Genomic DNA, 14,271 nt, shown 5'->3' with positions numbered 1-14,271 from the left:
GGCGGGCTTTCCTCCCGACACCAAGCCTGCGGCTATGGTGCGGGTCTCCAGCCCGAAAATTTGGTGACTGGGGCCGGAGAATGAAGATAGGCTGGAAGCGAACGTTGGTGTTCATCCAGGCGAGCGGGGGAAAAAGATGAACGAGCCCATGTCGCCGTCAGTACGGGCGGCTATCGAGCGGATGAAGTCTCGTTTGCGCATGACTCGTCGCTTTGGGTTTTGGTTCCAGGCAATCTTGGGGGCGACGGCGCTGCTGCTGTGGTTTGGCTTTTTAATCGGCCAAAATACCGTCTATCGAGATGACTCGCTGGGGGCTGTCATCGCCTTCTGGTTCACCTTGTTTACATTGCTCACCCTGGCAGCCGGTCTGTTCTTCAACTGGCGCTACTTGCTCCACGCGGAGCGCCGCTCAGCTTCTGCTGATGCCCTAAGCCAATTGGATTTGCCCAAGCAGTTGCAGTTGGTCACCTATGTCAGCCTCATTGGGGCCTTCCTTGCTTTGATTGGTATGGAAGCCCAAGTGGGCGAGCTGTTGGCGCGCATGTTTTCCCGCACCCAGGCCAACCAGGTGACAGGAGTGCTGCTGCTGGCCGCCAACATCAACGTGACGTTTGCCCACTTCGTCTGCTTGGCAGGGGTTCTCTGGATTACCGGTGTCCTCGACCGCGAACCCTAGCGCCGGATCCCTGGCCCACCTTTGGGAGTCATGTGGACAGTGGCGAGACGGCTTGTTGTTTTTATAGTCGTTTACAGTCGTTCCAGTTCAGGGCAAGACACCTGAGCTACTGTTCGCGCTAGCGGGACGGAGTCCTTGAAAGGCCTTCTGGCACGGTGCATTTAACGTTTTAGGCGTGGGTGCAGTGTCCTAGTTTGAATCGAAATGACCATAAGTGGGCAAAGCAAAGAGCCCCCAACTTGGGAGATAAGCTGGGGGAAGCCCTTTAGGTTTGCTTGAGTTTTCTCCAGACCACCCAGGCCTTTGAGACCTTTGCGACCTCAGTAAAAGCAATGGCTTTACTTAAAGCCCACTGCCGCTTGCCAGACAAAAGCCAGCAGGAAAAACAGAACAGGGATGATCGGCAAAATGTCGATCAGCGGGTCAAACAATTCATAGCCTTCCGGCAAACTGGCCAGGAGCACCATCGCTGACATAGCAACAAACCTCAGGGGAAAATGCGGCTGAAGAAACTGCTTCTTTCAGAATTAAAATAGAGCTTAACATCATCCAGCAGGGATCCGGACTAAGTTCAAGAAATGTAAAGGAAGTGGCGACCTAGAGAACGCCAATGTTAGAGAGGCCCAAAACGACCCCCACTCCCAACAAATGGCCAAAGCTGGCAACCCCGATGACTTCTGGCCAGGTCATTCCCAGTACCGGCCCGGTCTCTGAGGCCACTCCAGAAGAGGATTTGAAGCTCAGGTAAGCCAGCCCTGTGCAGAGCAGAATGATCACGGCGTTCAGGGGGGACCAGGGGCTGGTTTGAGCGGTCAGAGCCAACAGCGCAACAACAGGCATCATGGTTTCCATCCTCAGCTCAGGTTAACCGACCCTTAGATTACCCCTCCTGCTGGGATCCCCTCGCAATCTGCACATGAATTGCAACAAAACCTCACACTACGGCTTTTCTCTGGCTTCAGGGGCAGTTTGCCGTTGCCGGGATCCTTCAGGAATCCTTGGCCAGGAGAGGAAGGTGCCCCCATGGCTGGGGTTGTGAGGAAAATAAGGCTTGGGCTGAGAAGCTGGGCAGGTCTCTGCCGTATACTAACGAAAGTTAACAAACTTATCTCTTCGATCTCTTTTCGGTGTGATGACTGGGACGCGCTGCCTCGACCCATCCTCTCTGTCTGCACTGTGCGCACCTAAGGATGGCTGCCGATGACTGTTGCTGCTACTGCTGAACCAGCCCAAAAACCTTTCGCATTGCCTCGTGAGCTGTTGGGGCCACCCTCGGAATTTTGGAATCCCACCTTGCTGATGTTTTTGGCTGCGGTGGTGCTTTCGGCCTCTTGCTTTGGCGGGTACGCCTTTTGGCACTGGCCCAAATGGATGGTGTTCTGGCTCAATTTTGTGGCCCTCTATGTTCTGGGCACGGTGATTCACGATGCTTCCCATGGCTCGGCCCACCGCAACCGCTTTCTGAACGAGGCACTCGGACACGGCTCTGCCCTGTTGCAGGGTTTTGTCTATCCCGTCTTTAAGCGGGTACACATGCAGCACCACGCCCACGTCAACCATCCTGAAGACGATCCCGATCACTATGTCTCAACGGGAGGGCCGCTGTGGCTGATCGCGCCGCGGTTTTTCTACCATGAGGTGTTTTTCTTTAAGCGGCAGCTCTGGCGGAAAGGTCGCTGGGATCTGCTGGAGTGGGGCTTGAGTCGGCTGGTGGTTATCCTGACCTTTGGTCTGGCCAGCTACTTCGGCTACACCGACTACATCATGAACTATTGGCTACCCCCTGCCTTTATCATGGGGTTCTTGCTGGGCTTGTTTTTTGACTACCTGCCCCATCGCCCTTTTCAATCCCAAGAGCGGTGGTACAATGCCCGCGTCTATCCCGGATGGCTGACCAACATTCTGCTGTTGGGGCAAAACTATCACCTGATCCACCATCTCTGGCCTTCTGTTCCCTGGTACAAATACCAAGCAGCCTACTGGGCAGCCAAACCTGAGCTGGACGCGCGCAACTGCCAGCAAACGCTGGGGATCTGGGAGAAGGGAGAGTTTTGGGGCTTTTTGTACGATGCTCTGATCGGTCTGCACTGGCACAAGCCCACTTCAGCTCACCCCGCTGCGCCAGCCAATCCAGAATCGGAGGGATCCCCTGCGGATCCACAGCCCGGCTAGCATGGTTTGGCCAACGCTGCAAGTCCCGCAGGTGCTGCTGTTTGTGGAAGCGGCCAGCCTGTTGCAGGACTCTAGTCAGGTTTTGTTGCAGGCCGGTCGGGCAACGGCAGATTTGCCGGAGTTGATTGCAGAAGCGCAGGCGCGGGCCGAAGTCCAGGTGCAGCTCCTTGGGATCCCCGCAGACTTGCGGGCACAGGTGCGAGGGATCCTCAGGTTGACCTCGCCCCAAGAGGTGCTGGCCTACTTGCAGGACTTGCTGGACAGGGGATCTGGCCCGGATTTGGAAGCCTTTTTGGAGCAGGCGGGATCCGCCTCTACAGTGCTGCGCTTCCCCCCCCTGTTGGTGGGGGCTGTGGCTCTGCAGGTGGTGCTGGAGCGGTTGGACTTTTCTCCAGAAGAGCGGGCTGTGGTGCAAGCCCAACGGGATCAATGGGAACAGGCCCTGGCGGAATTGGCCACTCACCACAGGGTTTCCCCAGAGCCGCTCCGGGCCACTGCCGAGACGGTGCTGCGGGCGGCTTCAGCAGAGGAGCTGCTGCAACTGGGTCAGGATCTTTTTCAAGATCTCCAAGATCTCGCTGTTGCTGATTCTGAGCCAGAAGCCGAGCCTCAGGTGGAATTGGCGGGGCCTCTGCTGTTCATGATGGTGGCGGATTACCTGCTGGCCCAAACGGAGTATCCGCTGACCCCGGAGCAGCGGCTGGACTTGCAAACCAATCGCGCCGAGGCAGAAACCCGCTACTTGGCCATGCAAAAGTTGGGCCGCATTGAAAACTTGGCGGAGCAACAGGCTTATATTCGATCCTGGATTGACCAAGCTTCCGTACCGGATTTGCTGCAGGCTTTGGATCGCTTTTTTGCGGCGTCTGAACCCAACTCATGAGGCTCAGGGATCGCCGAAGATTTTGGATCCCCTATGCTGGAGTCAAAGGGATCCCACTTGAGGTGCGAAAGTGGACTGGGGCAGCCTGTTCTGGATTTTCCTGATCTTCAGCTCTTTGCAACCTCTGCTGAACCGTCGTGCCCAAGAGTTCCGGCGCTTGATGGCCATTCGGGAGTTGGAGCAAAAGCGGGGCAGCCGGGTGATTCTGCTCATTCACCGCCAGGAGTCGATCAGTTTTTTGGGGATCCCGGTTTCCCGCTACATCAGCATCGAGGACTCCGAGCAGGTATTGCGGGCGATTCGCCTCACTCCACCCAATACCCCGATTGATTTGATTTTGCATACCCCCGGTGGCCTGGTGCTGGCTACGGAGCAAATTGCCCGCGCCTTGATCCGCCATCCGGCCAAAGTGACAGTGTTTGTGCCCCACTACGCCATGTCGGGGGGGACGATGCTGGCCCTGGCCGCCGACGAAATCGTCATGGATGCCAATGCAGTCCTGGGGCCGGTGGATCCACAGTTGGGGGGGTATGCTGCCGCCAGTATTCTGCAGGTGGTGGCGGATAAACCCATTGCCGAAATCGATGACCAAACCTTGATCCTGGCAGATCTGGCCCGCAAAGCGATGCAACAGGTACAGAACTTCGTGCGGGATCTCCTGAAGGACGATGTGCCCAAGCGCAAAATTGCCCCCGAACGCATCGAGCCCCTCATCCAGTACCTAACCAGTGGACAAGTTACCCACGACTACCCCATCACCGCCGAAGAAGCCCAAAGGTTGGGCCTGCCCATTTCTACTGAGTTGCCACCCCAAATCTATGCCCTGATGGACTTGTACCCACAGGCCACCATGGGCCGCCCTTCCGTGCAGTACATCCCCATCCCCTATGATCCTCGCCCCTCTCTGCCCAGGGGGGGATCCCGCTCTGGCTTAGGGTGAACTCTTGGCGTAAGCTTCCATAGCTTCCAGGCGTAGCCCCCCTGCCCGGCGAAACAGCTCTTGTCCGGTGTGCAGATGGCGGTCGTCGAAGTTCAGGGGGAAATACTGCAGCTCCTCTAGAGCGTCCTCTAGGTGGTTGAGGGCGTAGTAGAGGCGAGAAGCCACTCCCCCCAGGCTGCTGGGATTGGGGAGGCGGCCAAAGATCTGCTGGGCTTGGGCCAGTTTCTGCGCACACTCTTCCAGATAGTCAGCAAAAGACTGCAACAGGTTGGGATCAAAGGGATCCGCCGCCAAAGCATTCAACTGAGGCTTTAGGGAAGACAACAAGGGCCCCAACACTCGGTTTAGAGGGGTGTAGACCTGTCGGATCCAGGCTGCACGGGCGATGGCTTCGTGGCTGACGGTTTCATGGGGAGATCCCCTCGGCTGGGGGCGGGGTGAGGTGCGGCTGGAGTGCAGTTGCCGATCGTATTCGCGGCGAGATTGGGGATCCTTGAGCACCGCGTAGGCAGCGTTGATCTGGCGGATGCGCTCAGCGGTGGCCCGATCTTTTTTGGCCAGCAGGCTATCGGGATGGTGATACTTGACCAAACGACGGTAGGCAGACTTGATCTCCTCCGCCGTCGCCGCCACGGAAACGCCCAAAACTTCGTAGTGGGATCCCACTCCCGATCCGCTCTCCATAACCCCTAGGCTTGCCGGAAAGAAAAGAAACTTCCACATTGTACCTGCAGCCTAGAATAAAGGTGAGTTTTCCGGTGCTGCCCCATGTCTTCCGCCTCGCCCCAGGGATCCCCCAACCCTTTCAGTGCCCTCTTGGGGGCCGCCATCGCCGTCAGTTTGGGCTACGGGTTCTTTCAACTGCTGCTCTCGATGTTGGCCAAGTTGCCGCCAATTGAGGTGGAGATTGGATCGTTGGCCCGCGGAATCAGCATTCTGGTGCGCTACCTGCTGGTCGGTTCCGTTTCCCTGATTGCCTTCATGTTTGCCATGGTGGGGTTGGGGCTGGCGGCCTATTGTGTGCAATTGCTGGGCGAGCGGCTGACCTCCTCTCGGCGCTGAAGCTGGGGGCACAACCTCTGGCCGACTCGTTGGGCGTTTATCATGATGAGCCAGCTTCTTCTCAGCGCAGCACCACCTTGGGGGAGAGCAACAAAGTCAGGGATCCCTGGCGGTAGTCAATCCGGCCTTCGGCAAAGCGCACTTGGGCTAGGCCCGCTTTTTTGAGGGTGATCGCGTCGGCATGGGCCGGGTTCAGCCCAATGGCCGTTTGCACCCACAGGCTCAGATCCGGCTGGTGACCGATCAGAGCCAAAGACGCCAGAGGTTCCCGCTCTGCTTGCCAGCGCACCAGGTCAGCAAAACTGCCCCCCGGAGCCAGCGGCTCAAACACCTCCACAGCTTCGGCCAGGTTCTCGTCCAAAAAGATCTCAGCGGTCTGTCGAGCCCTCACCAAGGGACTGGTGAGCAGGAGATCCCACCTCCAGCCCATGTTCTTGAGCTGGCGGGCAACCTTGCGGCAACGCTTGCGACCTTCGTCTGTAAGGGCCCGAAAGGCATCCTCGACTTCTGGCCGGGGTTCCTCGGCTATGCCATGGCGAATAAAATCCACGGCCAATTCCTGTCGGGCAGTCTGCTTTTCTGCCGCCCCCTGATAGTGCTCCGCACCGCTAACGCAAACGCCCTCCTGTTGTTCAAACCCAGAGACCATAGAACCCCGTCCTGTCAGCGCGAACGGCACTGTCAAATCTTGACTGCCAAATCTTGGAATAACTGTAACTCTCCCAGAATACTGTGGGAAAAAAGCCCACTCCCTCTACGGCAGCACTCCCGCGACAAAACCGGAAGTCATGAAGAAGACGAGGGGTTATGCAGTCGCTGGCTGACCAGAGTGCGCCCCTCCTGGGTGTAGAGCTGCCAGTAGTTCCAGTAGTTGCCAAACACGGACTTCACATAGCCCCGGGTTTCGGGGAAGGGGATCTGCTCCACAAACACGTCCGGATCCCCGAAGCCAAAGCGGTTCAGCCATCTGGCCACGTTGCCGGGGCCACCGTTGTAGCTGGCCAGGGCCAGCAAGGTGTTGTCTTGGTAAGTGCGGTGGGTGTAGTCGAAGTACCAGGATCCCAGGTAGAGATTGTCGGCGGGGTTGGTGAGGCTGTACTGGGCCAGGCCGATCTGCTGGGCAATCCAGCGCCCGGTGGCGGGCATCACCTGCATCAAGCCCAAAGCCCCCGAGGCCGAGACGATCTCCGGCTCAAAGCGGGATTCCTGCCGGATCAAAGCCGCCACCATCAAGGGATTGAGGTTAAATTGCCGTGACCAGTGGGCCAAGCCGGGTTGGGCGTAGGGATCCCCGCTCCAGGAATTGTCGGGGCCCGCATAGTAGTGCAGCGGATAGATGGCCTGCCAGAAATCTTGGCGCTGCCTCAACGTCTCCAGCAAGGGATCCGGCTCTTCGCTAAAGCGCAAAGCAGCCACCTGGTTAATGCCCCGCAGGTGCTCTCCGGCGCTGTTGCGCAAAATGCCCGTAACAAAGCGCTCGGCAGCGCTCATCTGGCCGGGATCCCGCTGCACCAGAGTTTCGCCCTGCCAGCGTTCCCAGGCCAGTTGGCTGGCTCCCATCAAATGCAGGGTTTGCGTAACTGCAGAGACCCCTGGCAACGGTTGGCGCACCGGCTGAAAATCCACCTCCACTCTTTTGCGCCCGCTGTAGAAATCCCCCACCGGCCAGCCCAGTTGCACTGCCGACCGCCAGCCGTAGTAGGTGTGGGGAAACTGCCGCAGCACCTGCCGATAGGTTTGCCGAGCCGCAGCCACATCCCCCTGCTGTTCCCGCCATTTGCCCGCCCAGTAGAGCAGTTGTGCCCCCATTTCCGTGTCCCGCTGAGCAGATCCAATCTGTTGAGCTAGGGCGATGGCTTGGCTGAGATTGCCTGCTTGCGCTTGGCTCCAGGCCACCGTCCAGGCGGCGTTGGCCGCAGCTTCGCTGGCCGGAAAGCGATCCCAAAGGGCTTGCCGGGTGGCTTGGGCCGATTGGGGGCTGGCGTTGCGATCATAGAGCTGGCTGAGGCTGAGCAACGCCTCTGGAGCTTCTTTATCTGAGCCGGATCCCACCTGTCGAAGCAAGTCGATCGCCGTCGGCAGGTCGCTCAGTTCCGCCAAACGGCGGCGGGTGAGAGAAGCCTCTGGCCCATCGGGAAACTGTGCCAGCAGCGCTTGGTAAGCCGCTTTGGCCTGGGGAAACTCCCGCGAGATCTGGTGGCTGCGGCCCCAGCGGTAGAGGTTCTGAGAGGTGGCGGGGGCACGCCCATAGGCCCGGGCAGCTTTGCCGTACTCCCGTTGCTCCCAGTAGGCATCGGCGAGGATCTGCCAGTCGGAAGCCGTGAGGGATCCCTCCTGAGCCTGCCGCCAGCGATCCAGCAGCGGCGTTAGCCCAGGGGTTTGCGGGTGATGTTGGGCCAAATCCCGCAGCAGGTCATAGCGGTCGGGATCCAGCTCCAGCAAATGCTTGAGGGCACGTCCAGTCAGCGGGTGGGTGGGAAATTGCTGCCGCAGCCGATCCACCTGGCCCATCCCCCAGAGGGCGTAGGCGGCCACAGGACTGTGGGGATATTCCTGCAAAATCTGGGGCCACCAGATCCCTTGGGCTGTTTCCTTATCCTGCAACTGTTCATAGGCTTGGGCCCTGAGCTTCCAAATCTCTTCCCTCAAAACCGGCAGGCTCTCTTCCAGCCCTTGCAAATCCTTCAAGGCAGATTGCGCTTGGCCGGCTTGCAGCGCTGCGTAGGCCCGCAGAAAGGCCGTTGTGGAAGTTTGGGGCAGTTGCGTCGGATCCCTGTCTTCTGGTGCAGAGGCCACCTCCGCGGTTTCTGCCCAGGATGAGGTGTAGAAGCCCCAGACGGCCCCACCCAGAGCTGCTCCCGCTGCCAGCACACCGGCAGCCCATCTTATCCAGCGTCGTTTGCTGCCTGTCAGGATCCCCATGCTTTGCCTCCCCACCACCTCTGAACTAAGATACTCAACCCGACTGCGTTGAGCCACCGGACGACTCGATACTTGCAACATGGCTGGAAAGCTCACCCAGCAAGCGGTCGCCGCGCATTGTGGCCAGGCGATAGGCAGGGAGAGATGCAACGATTTCTTCAAACTTCAAACGGCGGTGAAACGGCTCATTTCCCCAATTGCGCTGTCGGGCTTTCACTGCGGTACACCTTGGCCCCGACACTGCGCAGCTTTTCATCAATGGCTTCGTAGCCCCGGTCGATGTAGTGCAATCCGTGGATCGTGGAGCAGCCTTCAGCCGCCAGACCGGCCAACACCAGGGCCGCACCCGCCCGCAGGTCGGCGGCCACCACCGGAGCGCCGGAAAGGGACGGCACCCCTCGGATCAGGGCCACTCGGTTCTTCAGGCGAATATCGGCTCCCATGCGATTCAGCTCGGGAATGTGGTGCATGCGGTTTTCAAACACCGTCTCCTCAATGGTGCAACTGCCCTCGCTCAAGGCGGCCAAGGCCATGATCGGCGCCTGCACATCGGTGGGGAAACCGGGATAGGGCAGCGTTTGAATATCAGTTGCCTGACAGAGCCAGCCTGAGCTCAGTTGAGCCGGGGCAATGCGCAGCCGGTTTGGGCCCTCTTCTTCCACCCGCAGACCCATGGCTTGCAACTTGGCGATCACCGCCCGCAGATGATCGGGAATGACAGGGCCAACCGTGAGGTGAGAGCGGGTAATGGCCCCGGCAATGAGATAGGTGCTGGCCTCGATGCGGTCGGGAATGACCGTGTACTCTGTTCCATGCAAGCGGGGCACCCCTACCACCACAACCGTATTGGTGCCGACACCGCGAATGCGGGCCCCCATGGCTTGACAAAAACGGGCTAGATCCGCCACCTCCGGCTCTTGGGCGGCGTTCTCGATCACCGTTTCTCCATCCGCCAGCGTAGCGGCCATCATCAAGGTCTCGGTGGCACCGACGCTGGGATAGTCCAGGTAAATACGGGTTCCCAACAGTTTACGGGCATAGGCATGAACCACCCCATGCTCGATTTGTACCGTCGCCCCCAAGGCTTGTAGACCCCGCACATGCAGATCCACAGGACGAGACCCGATCGCACAGCCGCCGGGCAAGGGAACTCTGGCCACCCCCAGCCGCGCCAACAGAGGCCCTATGATGAAAAAGCTGGCCCGCAACTGGCTGACCAATTCATAAGGGGCTTGAGAGGTTTTGAGGGAGCTGGCATCCAGGTCCAGGGTATTGCCAACATGGGAAACCTTAACTCCCAGCGTGGCCAGGATCTGTCCCATGCGTTCAATGTCCAGCAGACGGGGCACATTGTGAATTCGACAGGCCTCAGGAGCCAAGATGGCCCCGGCCATCAGCGCCAAGGCAGAGTTTTTCGCCCCGCCAATAGGGATGTGGCCACTCAGGGTCTGCTTGCCAATGATTTTCAGCACTGGCCCCATCATCTCTGGCGCGGTTGCCATGCCGGTCTGGGGCGGCGTCAGGCCAGGCTCTAGGGGATCCGCCCCGCTGACGCGATTGTCAGAACCTTTCAATCTCCCTCCTCACCCACAAAAAATAGGCGAACCCTTCTCAGAGAATACTCTGGGGATCACAGCAGCGGCTAAACTCGCAAGCCAAATTGGGTGTGAGGAAGAAGTTCCCATGGCTGTGCTTCTATCCTGCAGCAGCGGACAGGGGAGCGGCTAGGCCAGTTCACCAGATGCAGGTTCTCAGCGAAGGCAACTGGGGGGCAGCCCAACAGCAGGGGGCGGTATGATGGATGCTCAGGGGAAGTGCTTGCAAGGAAAACAGGAAGGAGACAGCCGATGATTGCCACTCAAGTCTCTGCCCAAGAGTTGTTTCGGGCCGCCTATGAAAACCGCTACACCTGGGATCCCGCTTTCCCGGGCTACAGCGCCGAGGTCACCTATTGGGATGGGGAGCGCACATTCGTTGGGCAGGTGCGAGTGGGGGCAGACCTAAAGGCCACTGTTACCGGCGTAGAAGATGAGGAAGCTCGAAAAGCCATTCACAACCAACTCTGGGAGATTGCCATTCACCGGGTGCGCCGCAGCTTCGACGAGACCCATGGGAACAACACCTTCCGCTATGGCCAAACCCTGCCCGATGGCACAGTGGAGATCCTGGTGGGGGGCAAAGCAGAAGGGGATCGCTACCACGTGCGCGATAACCAGGTTACCATGGTGCACCGGCATATCCACGGAGTGGTGGTTACCATCCACACCTTCAGCAGCCACGATACCGGCGAAGGCTATCTTTCCCACCGCTACGATTCCGTCTATCACGATCCCCAAACGGGCGAGCAAAAGGGCGGGCGCAGCCAATTCGAGGATCTGTATACAAAAGTGGGCCAGTACTACATCCTCTCGGAGCGGCGTATCCAGACGGAGACGGAAACCGGCCCTGTGGAGAAGCGCTTCACCTTCAGCAACTTGACCTTGCTGGACACTGGGGCGTGAGCGACCCGGCATTGACCCCAGCAGGGTAGGGGGCCAGCTCTCCCGTTCGTCACTGTTGGGCAGCTACCGGGAGGCTGAGTTCACGCCCTTCTTGGCGGCCAAGCCTTTCTCGATAACGGGAAAGCCGATCTGTAGGCTTTCAAGCTTTGTTTCAGAACGATCCTCCCGGTTAGAAAAAGCAAGAGAGCCTGAGCTATGCTTTGAATATTCTCCCGCCTGCGATTGGCATGGACAACACCACAGCAAGACCCGACCCGGATGCCGAAGCCCCCATTGGTGCCCCTGAGCTGATCATTCGCCCCGCCCAACTGGGGGATCTGGAGGCTGTGGAAGAGATTTTGGCGCAAGCCTTTGATGAAGAGTACGGCAGCCGCTCGGTGGATATTCGTCGCCAAGTGCGGCGGTTGCGCCAGTGGTATGGGCCCCTGAAAACCCTGACCCTGTTTCCCAATCGCTTTCAGCACATGTTTACGGTGCATGTGGCGGAGCTGGAGGGCAAGATTCAGGGAGTGATTCAGGTTTCTCCCTTCAACCATTCCCGCAGCACCTGGCGGGTCGATCATATCGCAGTGGCGCCCTCTGCCCAGCGACAGGGGGTGGGATCCCGGCTGCTCAAGCACTGCATGGAGCACTTTCGGGAAGCTCGCACCTGGATCCTGGAGGTGAACATCCACAACAAGGGGGCAATGGCGCTCTACCGGCGCAACGGCTTCCAACCCTTGGCTCAGATCACCTACTGGTCGATTCCAGCCGATATTCTGGCAGCTCTCAGCCAGCACGAGCCCAAATTGCCCAACCTGGTGCCGGTGACCAACCGGGATGCCTATGCCATCTACCAACTGGATACGGGATCCATGCCGGCCACTGTGCGCCAGGTGTACGACCGTGAGGTGAACGATTTTCGCACCAGCCCACTGGATTGGCTTTTGGAGCAGGTCAAATGCGCCATTAGCCAGACGGAGCGGGTGGAAGTGTGTGTTTATGAGCCCGAACGCAAAACCGCCATCGGCTACTTCAACTTGAAGTTGGATCGCACCGGGCAGCAACCTCATGTGGCCAAGCTTACGGTTCACCCTGCCTACACTTGGCTTTACCCCGAACTCATGGCCAAGATGGCCCAGCTTACTCAGGCTCATCCGCCGCAATCTCTGGCCTTGGCCTCCACCGATTACCAGCCGGAACGGGAGGAGTTCTTGCTGAAGCTGGGAGCCCAGGATGTAGAGCGGACGTTGCTGATGTCGCGTTCGGTGTGGCACAAAATCCGCGAAAGCCGCCTCTTTACCTGGGATAGTGCTTATCTCAACGCGATGCTGCGGGGATTACAGGTGAAGCAGCCAGTGCCGGAGCGGTTTGAGGGGCCGCCGGAGGGCTGGGTAGAGCACCACTTTCATCCCATTAGCCCAACCGAGCCAGATCCCAGCTCTGGTCGCGTCAGCGGTGTGGAGTCTTCACCAGGGCTCTCCAGAGACTCCCAATCTGAGGCTTCTCCACCCCCTAGCTAAGGGAGAGAGAGCCCCAATCCTGGCTTGCTTGCACCTTGCGAAAAACGGATGAAAGACCCGAAGGGCAATTCTACTGCGGATCCCTCTTGGCGGGCGCTGATTCAGGCGGCACTGCACCGGAACCGTAGCGATCCCAGTGTGCGGTATTTGCAATTGGCCACGGTGGATCCCCAGGGGCATCCGCGCAACCGCACGGTCGTTTTCCGGGGGTTTTTGGGCGATACCGACCGCATTCAATTGGCGGTGGATAGTCGCAGCGAGAAGATCCGACAAATTGCCCACTGCCCCCAAGCCCAGATCTGCTGGTATTTCTGCAAAACCCGCGAGCAATTCCGCATCGCTGGCACCCTTGAGGCCATCGCCGCCGATCATCCGGATCCCCAGGCCCAGCGCCAGCGGCAGCAGTTGTGGCAACAGATATCGGAAAAAGGACGGCTCCTCTGGTTTTGGCCGGAACCCAAAGGGCCGCTCGCCCCGCCAGAGGCTTTTATTCAAGAGTTGCCGAAAGAGAAAGATCCGCTGCCCCCGCAGACTTTTGTGGCATTACTGCTGGAGCCAACGGAGGTGGATCACCTACAGCTTAAGGGGGATCAGATCTATCCCCAATTGCGGACGGTGTACGAGCGCACTTCCAAAGGGTGGCAGCGTCGGGCTGTGAATCCCTAAAAGGGATCCAAACTTGCTTAGCCTGGTCTGGAGTGGGGGATCCCTTATTCCTTGTTCCTCCAAAGCACAGGGAATAGAGGAATGGACGTGTTAACGTAGCTGAACGATCGTGTTCTGCACGGTGGGGGCGTTATCCTCTGATGGAACTCTGTACGCGTATGGCTGGTCTATCAGGGGTAGGGCAGCAGTTGATGCCTTTTGTCTAACTCGACACGTATCACTTTGGCTTGCAGTGGTCTCGATGTGCGTCTTGATCTGCTCATTCGCTCAGGCTGTTGCCTCTTTTTTCGCCGGCGGCCCATTGCTGAACAGAGCTTTGAGGGGCAAGGGATCCCTAGTGTTGTCTGCCGCTCTGGTTGGGGTAGGGGTTCTCGTGCAGGGATTGAGGGCACAGACTCTGGAGAAACCGACGCTGAAAGCCTTGGAGGATTCCGTTGAGGGGAATGTTGTCCCTGTTCTGCACTCAGAACCTGCCTTGCCCCCCCAGGCTGTCCCCACCTCCGCCCGTACGGGACCCTTTCGGGTCGGCAATCGCACGCCCCATCCGGTTCGGCTGGTGATCTTGATGCGCAGCGGCGAACGGATGATCAATCCGGAAACGGCCCACTGGGACTTTGCCCCTGGAGAGGGGGGGAGCGAGGGATTGCTGCTGAGCTTGGGAGAGGAACCGCTGCAAATCGGCCCCGGAGACATTGTGGTGGCTTTCGCCCTGGATGGAACCCGCCGCTATTGGGGGCCCAATGTGGTGGGAGAGTCTCTGGCCCCGTTTTGGGATGGGGAGAGCGGCTCCTGGTCGATGATCTTGCAGCCTTAGGGTGCTCCCCCTTTGGCCCAGAAGAGTGAGGAATGGAGAAGTTGCCCCAGAGGAGTTTGAGGTGACCGCTGCAAATGTCCAAGCTGCGCGCGGAGCATGACTCTAGTCAATAATAAGCTCAACTATACTGAAA

The 14,271-nt window shown here is 58.8% G+C and carries 15 protein-coding genes; 9 read left to right on the top strand and 6 right to left on the bottom strand.

Annotated elements, in window-relative coordinates; translation table 11 throughout:
• Positions 1 to 136 precede the first annotated feature (136 nt).
• On the top strand, positions 137 to 676 hold the full coding sequence (locus tag NW843_RS10840; RefSeq protein WP_414332564.1) for a DUF3611 family protein: 540 nt from the start codon (positions 137 to 139) through the stop codon (positions 674 to 676).
• A gap of 338 nt (positions 677 to 1,014) precedes the next feature.
• On the opposite strand, the gene NW843_RS10835 is transcribed toward NW843_RS10840, so the two are convergent.
• Together NW843_RS10835 and psaK are read right to left on the bottom strand one after the other, a co-directional pair.
• Complete coding sequence (locus NW843_RS10835; RefSeq protein WP_414332566.1) at positions 1,015 to 1,152, bottom strand: photosystem II reaction center protein K; 138 nt, start codon at positions 1,150 to 1,152, stop codon at positions 1,015 to 1,017.
• Between the two features lie 121 nt (positions 1,153 to 1,273).
• A complete protein-coding gene (gene psaK, locus NW843_RS10830; RefSeq protein ID WP_011431775.1) occupies positions 1,274 to 1,519 on the bottom strand; it encodes a photosystem I reaction center subunit PsaK in 246 nt (81 codons plus the stop codon).
• A gap of 357 nt (positions 1,520 to 1,876) precedes the next feature.
• On the opposite strand from psaK, the gene NW843_RS10825 reads away from it, so the two are divergent.
• The 3 genes from NW843_RS10825 (at position 1,877) to NW843_RS10815 (ending at position 4,671) form a co-directional block, all read left to right on the top strand.
• Positions 1,877 to 2,848 (top strand): fatty acid desaturase, encoded by a 972-nt coding sequence (locus NW843_RS10825; RefSeq protein ID WP_414350279.1) that lies wholly within the window; start codon positions 1,877 to 1,879, stop codon positions 2,846 to 2,848.
• 1 nt (position 2,849) lies between these two features.
• Positions 2,850 to 3,731, top strand: a complete 882-nt coding sequence (locus NW843_RS10820) for a hypothetical protein (RefSeq protein WP_414522941.1) — start codon at positions 2,850 to 2,852, stop codon at positions 3,729 to 3,731.
• A gap of 70 nt (positions 3,732 to 3,801) precedes the next feature.
• On the top strand, positions 3,802 to 4,671 hold the full coding sequence (locus tag NW843_RS10815; RefSeq protein WP_414350282.1) for an SDH family Clp fold serine proteinase: 870 nt from the start codon (positions 3,802 to 3,804) through the stop codon (positions 4,669 to 4,671).
• On the opposite strand, the gene NW843_RS10810 is transcribed toward NW843_RS10815, so the two are convergent.
• Positions 4,663 to 5,355 (bottom strand): J domain-containing protein, encoded by a 693-nt coding sequence (locus NW843_RS10810; protein WP_414522940.1) that lies wholly within the window; start codon positions 5,353 to 5,355, stop codon positions 4,663 to 4,665. The two genes, NW843_RS10815 and NW843_RS10810, sit on opposite strands and share 9 nt — an antisense overlap.
• A gap of 84 nt (positions 5,356 to 5,439) precedes the next feature.
• On the opposite strand from NW843_RS10810, the gene NW843_RS10805 reads away from it, so the two are divergent.
• Positions 5,440 to 5,733: a DUF3082 domain-containing protein gene (locus tag NW843_RS10805; RefSeq protein ID WP_414375373.1), complete on the top strand. Its 294-nt coding sequence runs from the start codon at positions 5,440 to 5,442 to the stop codon at positions 5,731 to 5,733.
• 61 nt (positions 5,734 to 5,794) lie between these two features.
• On the opposite strand, the gene sixA is transcribed toward NW843_RS10805, so the two are convergent.
• From sixA to murA, 3 genes are all read right to left on the bottom strand, one after another.
• Positions 5,795 to 6,382 carry a phosphohistidine phosphatase SixA gene (gene sixA, locus NW843_RS10800; protein WP_414522939.1) on the bottom strand — a complete coding sequence of 196 codons (588 nt, stop codon included), beginning with the start codon at positions 6,380 to 6,382 and terminating at the stop codon, positions 5,795 to 5,797.
• Between the two features lie 137 nt (positions 6,383 to 6,519).
• Positions 6,520 to 8,736 (bottom strand): transglycosylase SLT domain-containing protein, encoded by a 2,217-nt coding sequence (locus tag NW843_RS10795; RefSeq protein WP_414522938.1) that lies wholly within the window; start codon positions 8,734 to 8,736, stop codon positions 6,520 to 6,522.
• A 104-nt stretch (positions 8,737 to 8,840) separates the two neighbouring features.
• Complete coding sequence (murA, locus tag NW843_RS10790) at positions 8,841 to 10,157, bottom strand: UDP-N-acetylglucosamine 1-carboxyvinyltransferase (protein WP_414342656.1); 1,317 nt, start codon at positions 10,155 to 10,157, stop codon at positions 8,841 to 8,843.
• A 345-nt stretch (positions 10,158 to 10,502) separates the two neighbouring features.
• Here murA and NW843_RS10785 point away from each other — a divergent pair, with 345 nt between their 5' ends.
• The 4 genes from NW843_RS10785 (at position 10,503) to NW843_RS10770 (ending at position 14,138) form a co-directional block, all read left to right on the top strand.
• On the top strand, positions 10,503 to 11,156 hold the full coding sequence (locus NW843_RS10785; RefSeq protein ID WP_414522937.1) for a DUF3386 domain-containing protein: 654 nt from the start codon (positions 10,503 to 10,505) through the stop codon (positions 11,154 to 11,156).
• Positions 11,157 to 11,383: 227 nt separating this feature from the next.
• Entirely contained in the window at positions 11,384 to 12,658 is a 1,275-nt protein-coding gene (locus tag NW843_RS10780) for a GNAT family N-acetyltransferase (protein ID WP_414522936.1), read from the top strand.
• Between the two features lie 48 nt (positions 12,659 to 12,706).
• Positions 12,707 to 13,324 carry an Npun_F5749 family FMN-dependent PPOX-type flavoprotein gene (locus NW843_RS10775; protein WP_414522935.1) on the top strand — a complete coding sequence of 206 codons (618 nt, stop codon included), beginning with the start codon at positions 12,707 to 12,709 and terminating at the stop codon, positions 13,322 to 13,324.
• A 340-nt stretch (positions 13,325 to 13,664) separates the two neighbouring features.
• Positions 13,665 to 14,138: a hypothetical protein gene (locus NW843_RS10770; protein ID WP_414388684.1), complete on the top strand. Its 474-nt coding sequence runs from the start codon at positions 13,665 to 13,667 to the stop codon at positions 14,136 to 14,138.
• Positions 14,139 to 14,271 lie beyond the last annotated feature (133 nt).

The organism is Synechococcus sp. R5-12 (genome assembly GCF_047502655.1).
Lineage (GTDB): Bacteria > Cyanobacteriota > Cyanobacteriia > Thermostichales > Thermostichaceae > Thermostichus.
This window is presented reverse-complemented; position numbering and strand designations above follow the sequence as displayed.

Bases quoted from the DNA above. Each gene is read 5' to 3' on its own strand.
- NW843_RS10785 (WP_414522937.1), top strand. From the start codon at position 10,503: ATGATTGCCACTCAAGTCTCTGCCCAAGAGTTGTTTCGGGCCGCCTAT.
- NW843_RS10835 (WP_414332566.1), bottom strand. From the start codon at position 1,152: ATGTCAGCGATGGTGCTCCTGGCCAGTTTGCCGGAAGGCTATGAATTG.
- psaK (WP_011431775.1), bottom strand. From the start codon at position 1,519: ATGATGCCTGTTGTTGCGCTGTTGGCTCTGACCGCTCAAACCAGCCCC.
- NW843_RS10805 (WP_414375373.1), top strand. From the start codon at position 5,440: ATGTCTTCCGCCTCGCCCCAGGGATCCCCCAACCCTTTCAGTGCCCTC.
- NW843_RS10810 (WP_414522940.1), bottom strand. From the start codon at position 5,355: ATGGAGAGCGGATCGGGAGTGGGATCCCACTACGAAGTTTTGGGCGTT.
- NW843_RS10840 (WP_414332564.1), top strand. From the start codon at position 137: ATGAACGAGCCCATGTCGCCGTCAGTACGGGCGGCTATCGAGCGGATG.
- NW843_RS10825 (WP_414350279.1), top strand. From the start codon at position 1,877: ATGACTGTTGCTGCTACTGCTGAACCAGCCCAAAAACCTTTCGCATTG.
- NW843_RS10775 (WP_414522935.1), top strand. From the start codon at position 12,707: ATGAAAGACCCGAAGGGCAATTCTACTGCGGATCCCTCTTGGCGGGCG.
- NW843_RS10780 (WP_414522936.1), top strand. From the start codon at position 11,384: ATGGACAACACCACAGCAAGACCCGACCCGGATGCCGAAGCCCCCATT.
- NW843_RS10820 (WP_414522941.1), top strand. From the start codon at position 2,850: ATGGTTTGGCCAACGCTGCAAGTCCCGCAGGTGCTGCTGTTTGTGGAA.
- sixA (WP_414522939.1), bottom strand. From the start codon at position 6,382: ATGGTCTCTGGGTTTGAACAACAGGAGGGCGTTTGCGTTAGCGGTGCG.
- murA (WP_414342656.1), bottom strand. From the start codon at position 10,157: ATGGCAACCGCGCCAGAGATGATGGGGCCAGTGCTGAAAATCATTGGC.
- NW843_RS10795 (WP_414522938.1), bottom strand. From the start codon at position 8,736: ATGTTGCAAGTATCGAGTCGTCCGGTGGCTCAACGCAGTCGGGTTGAG.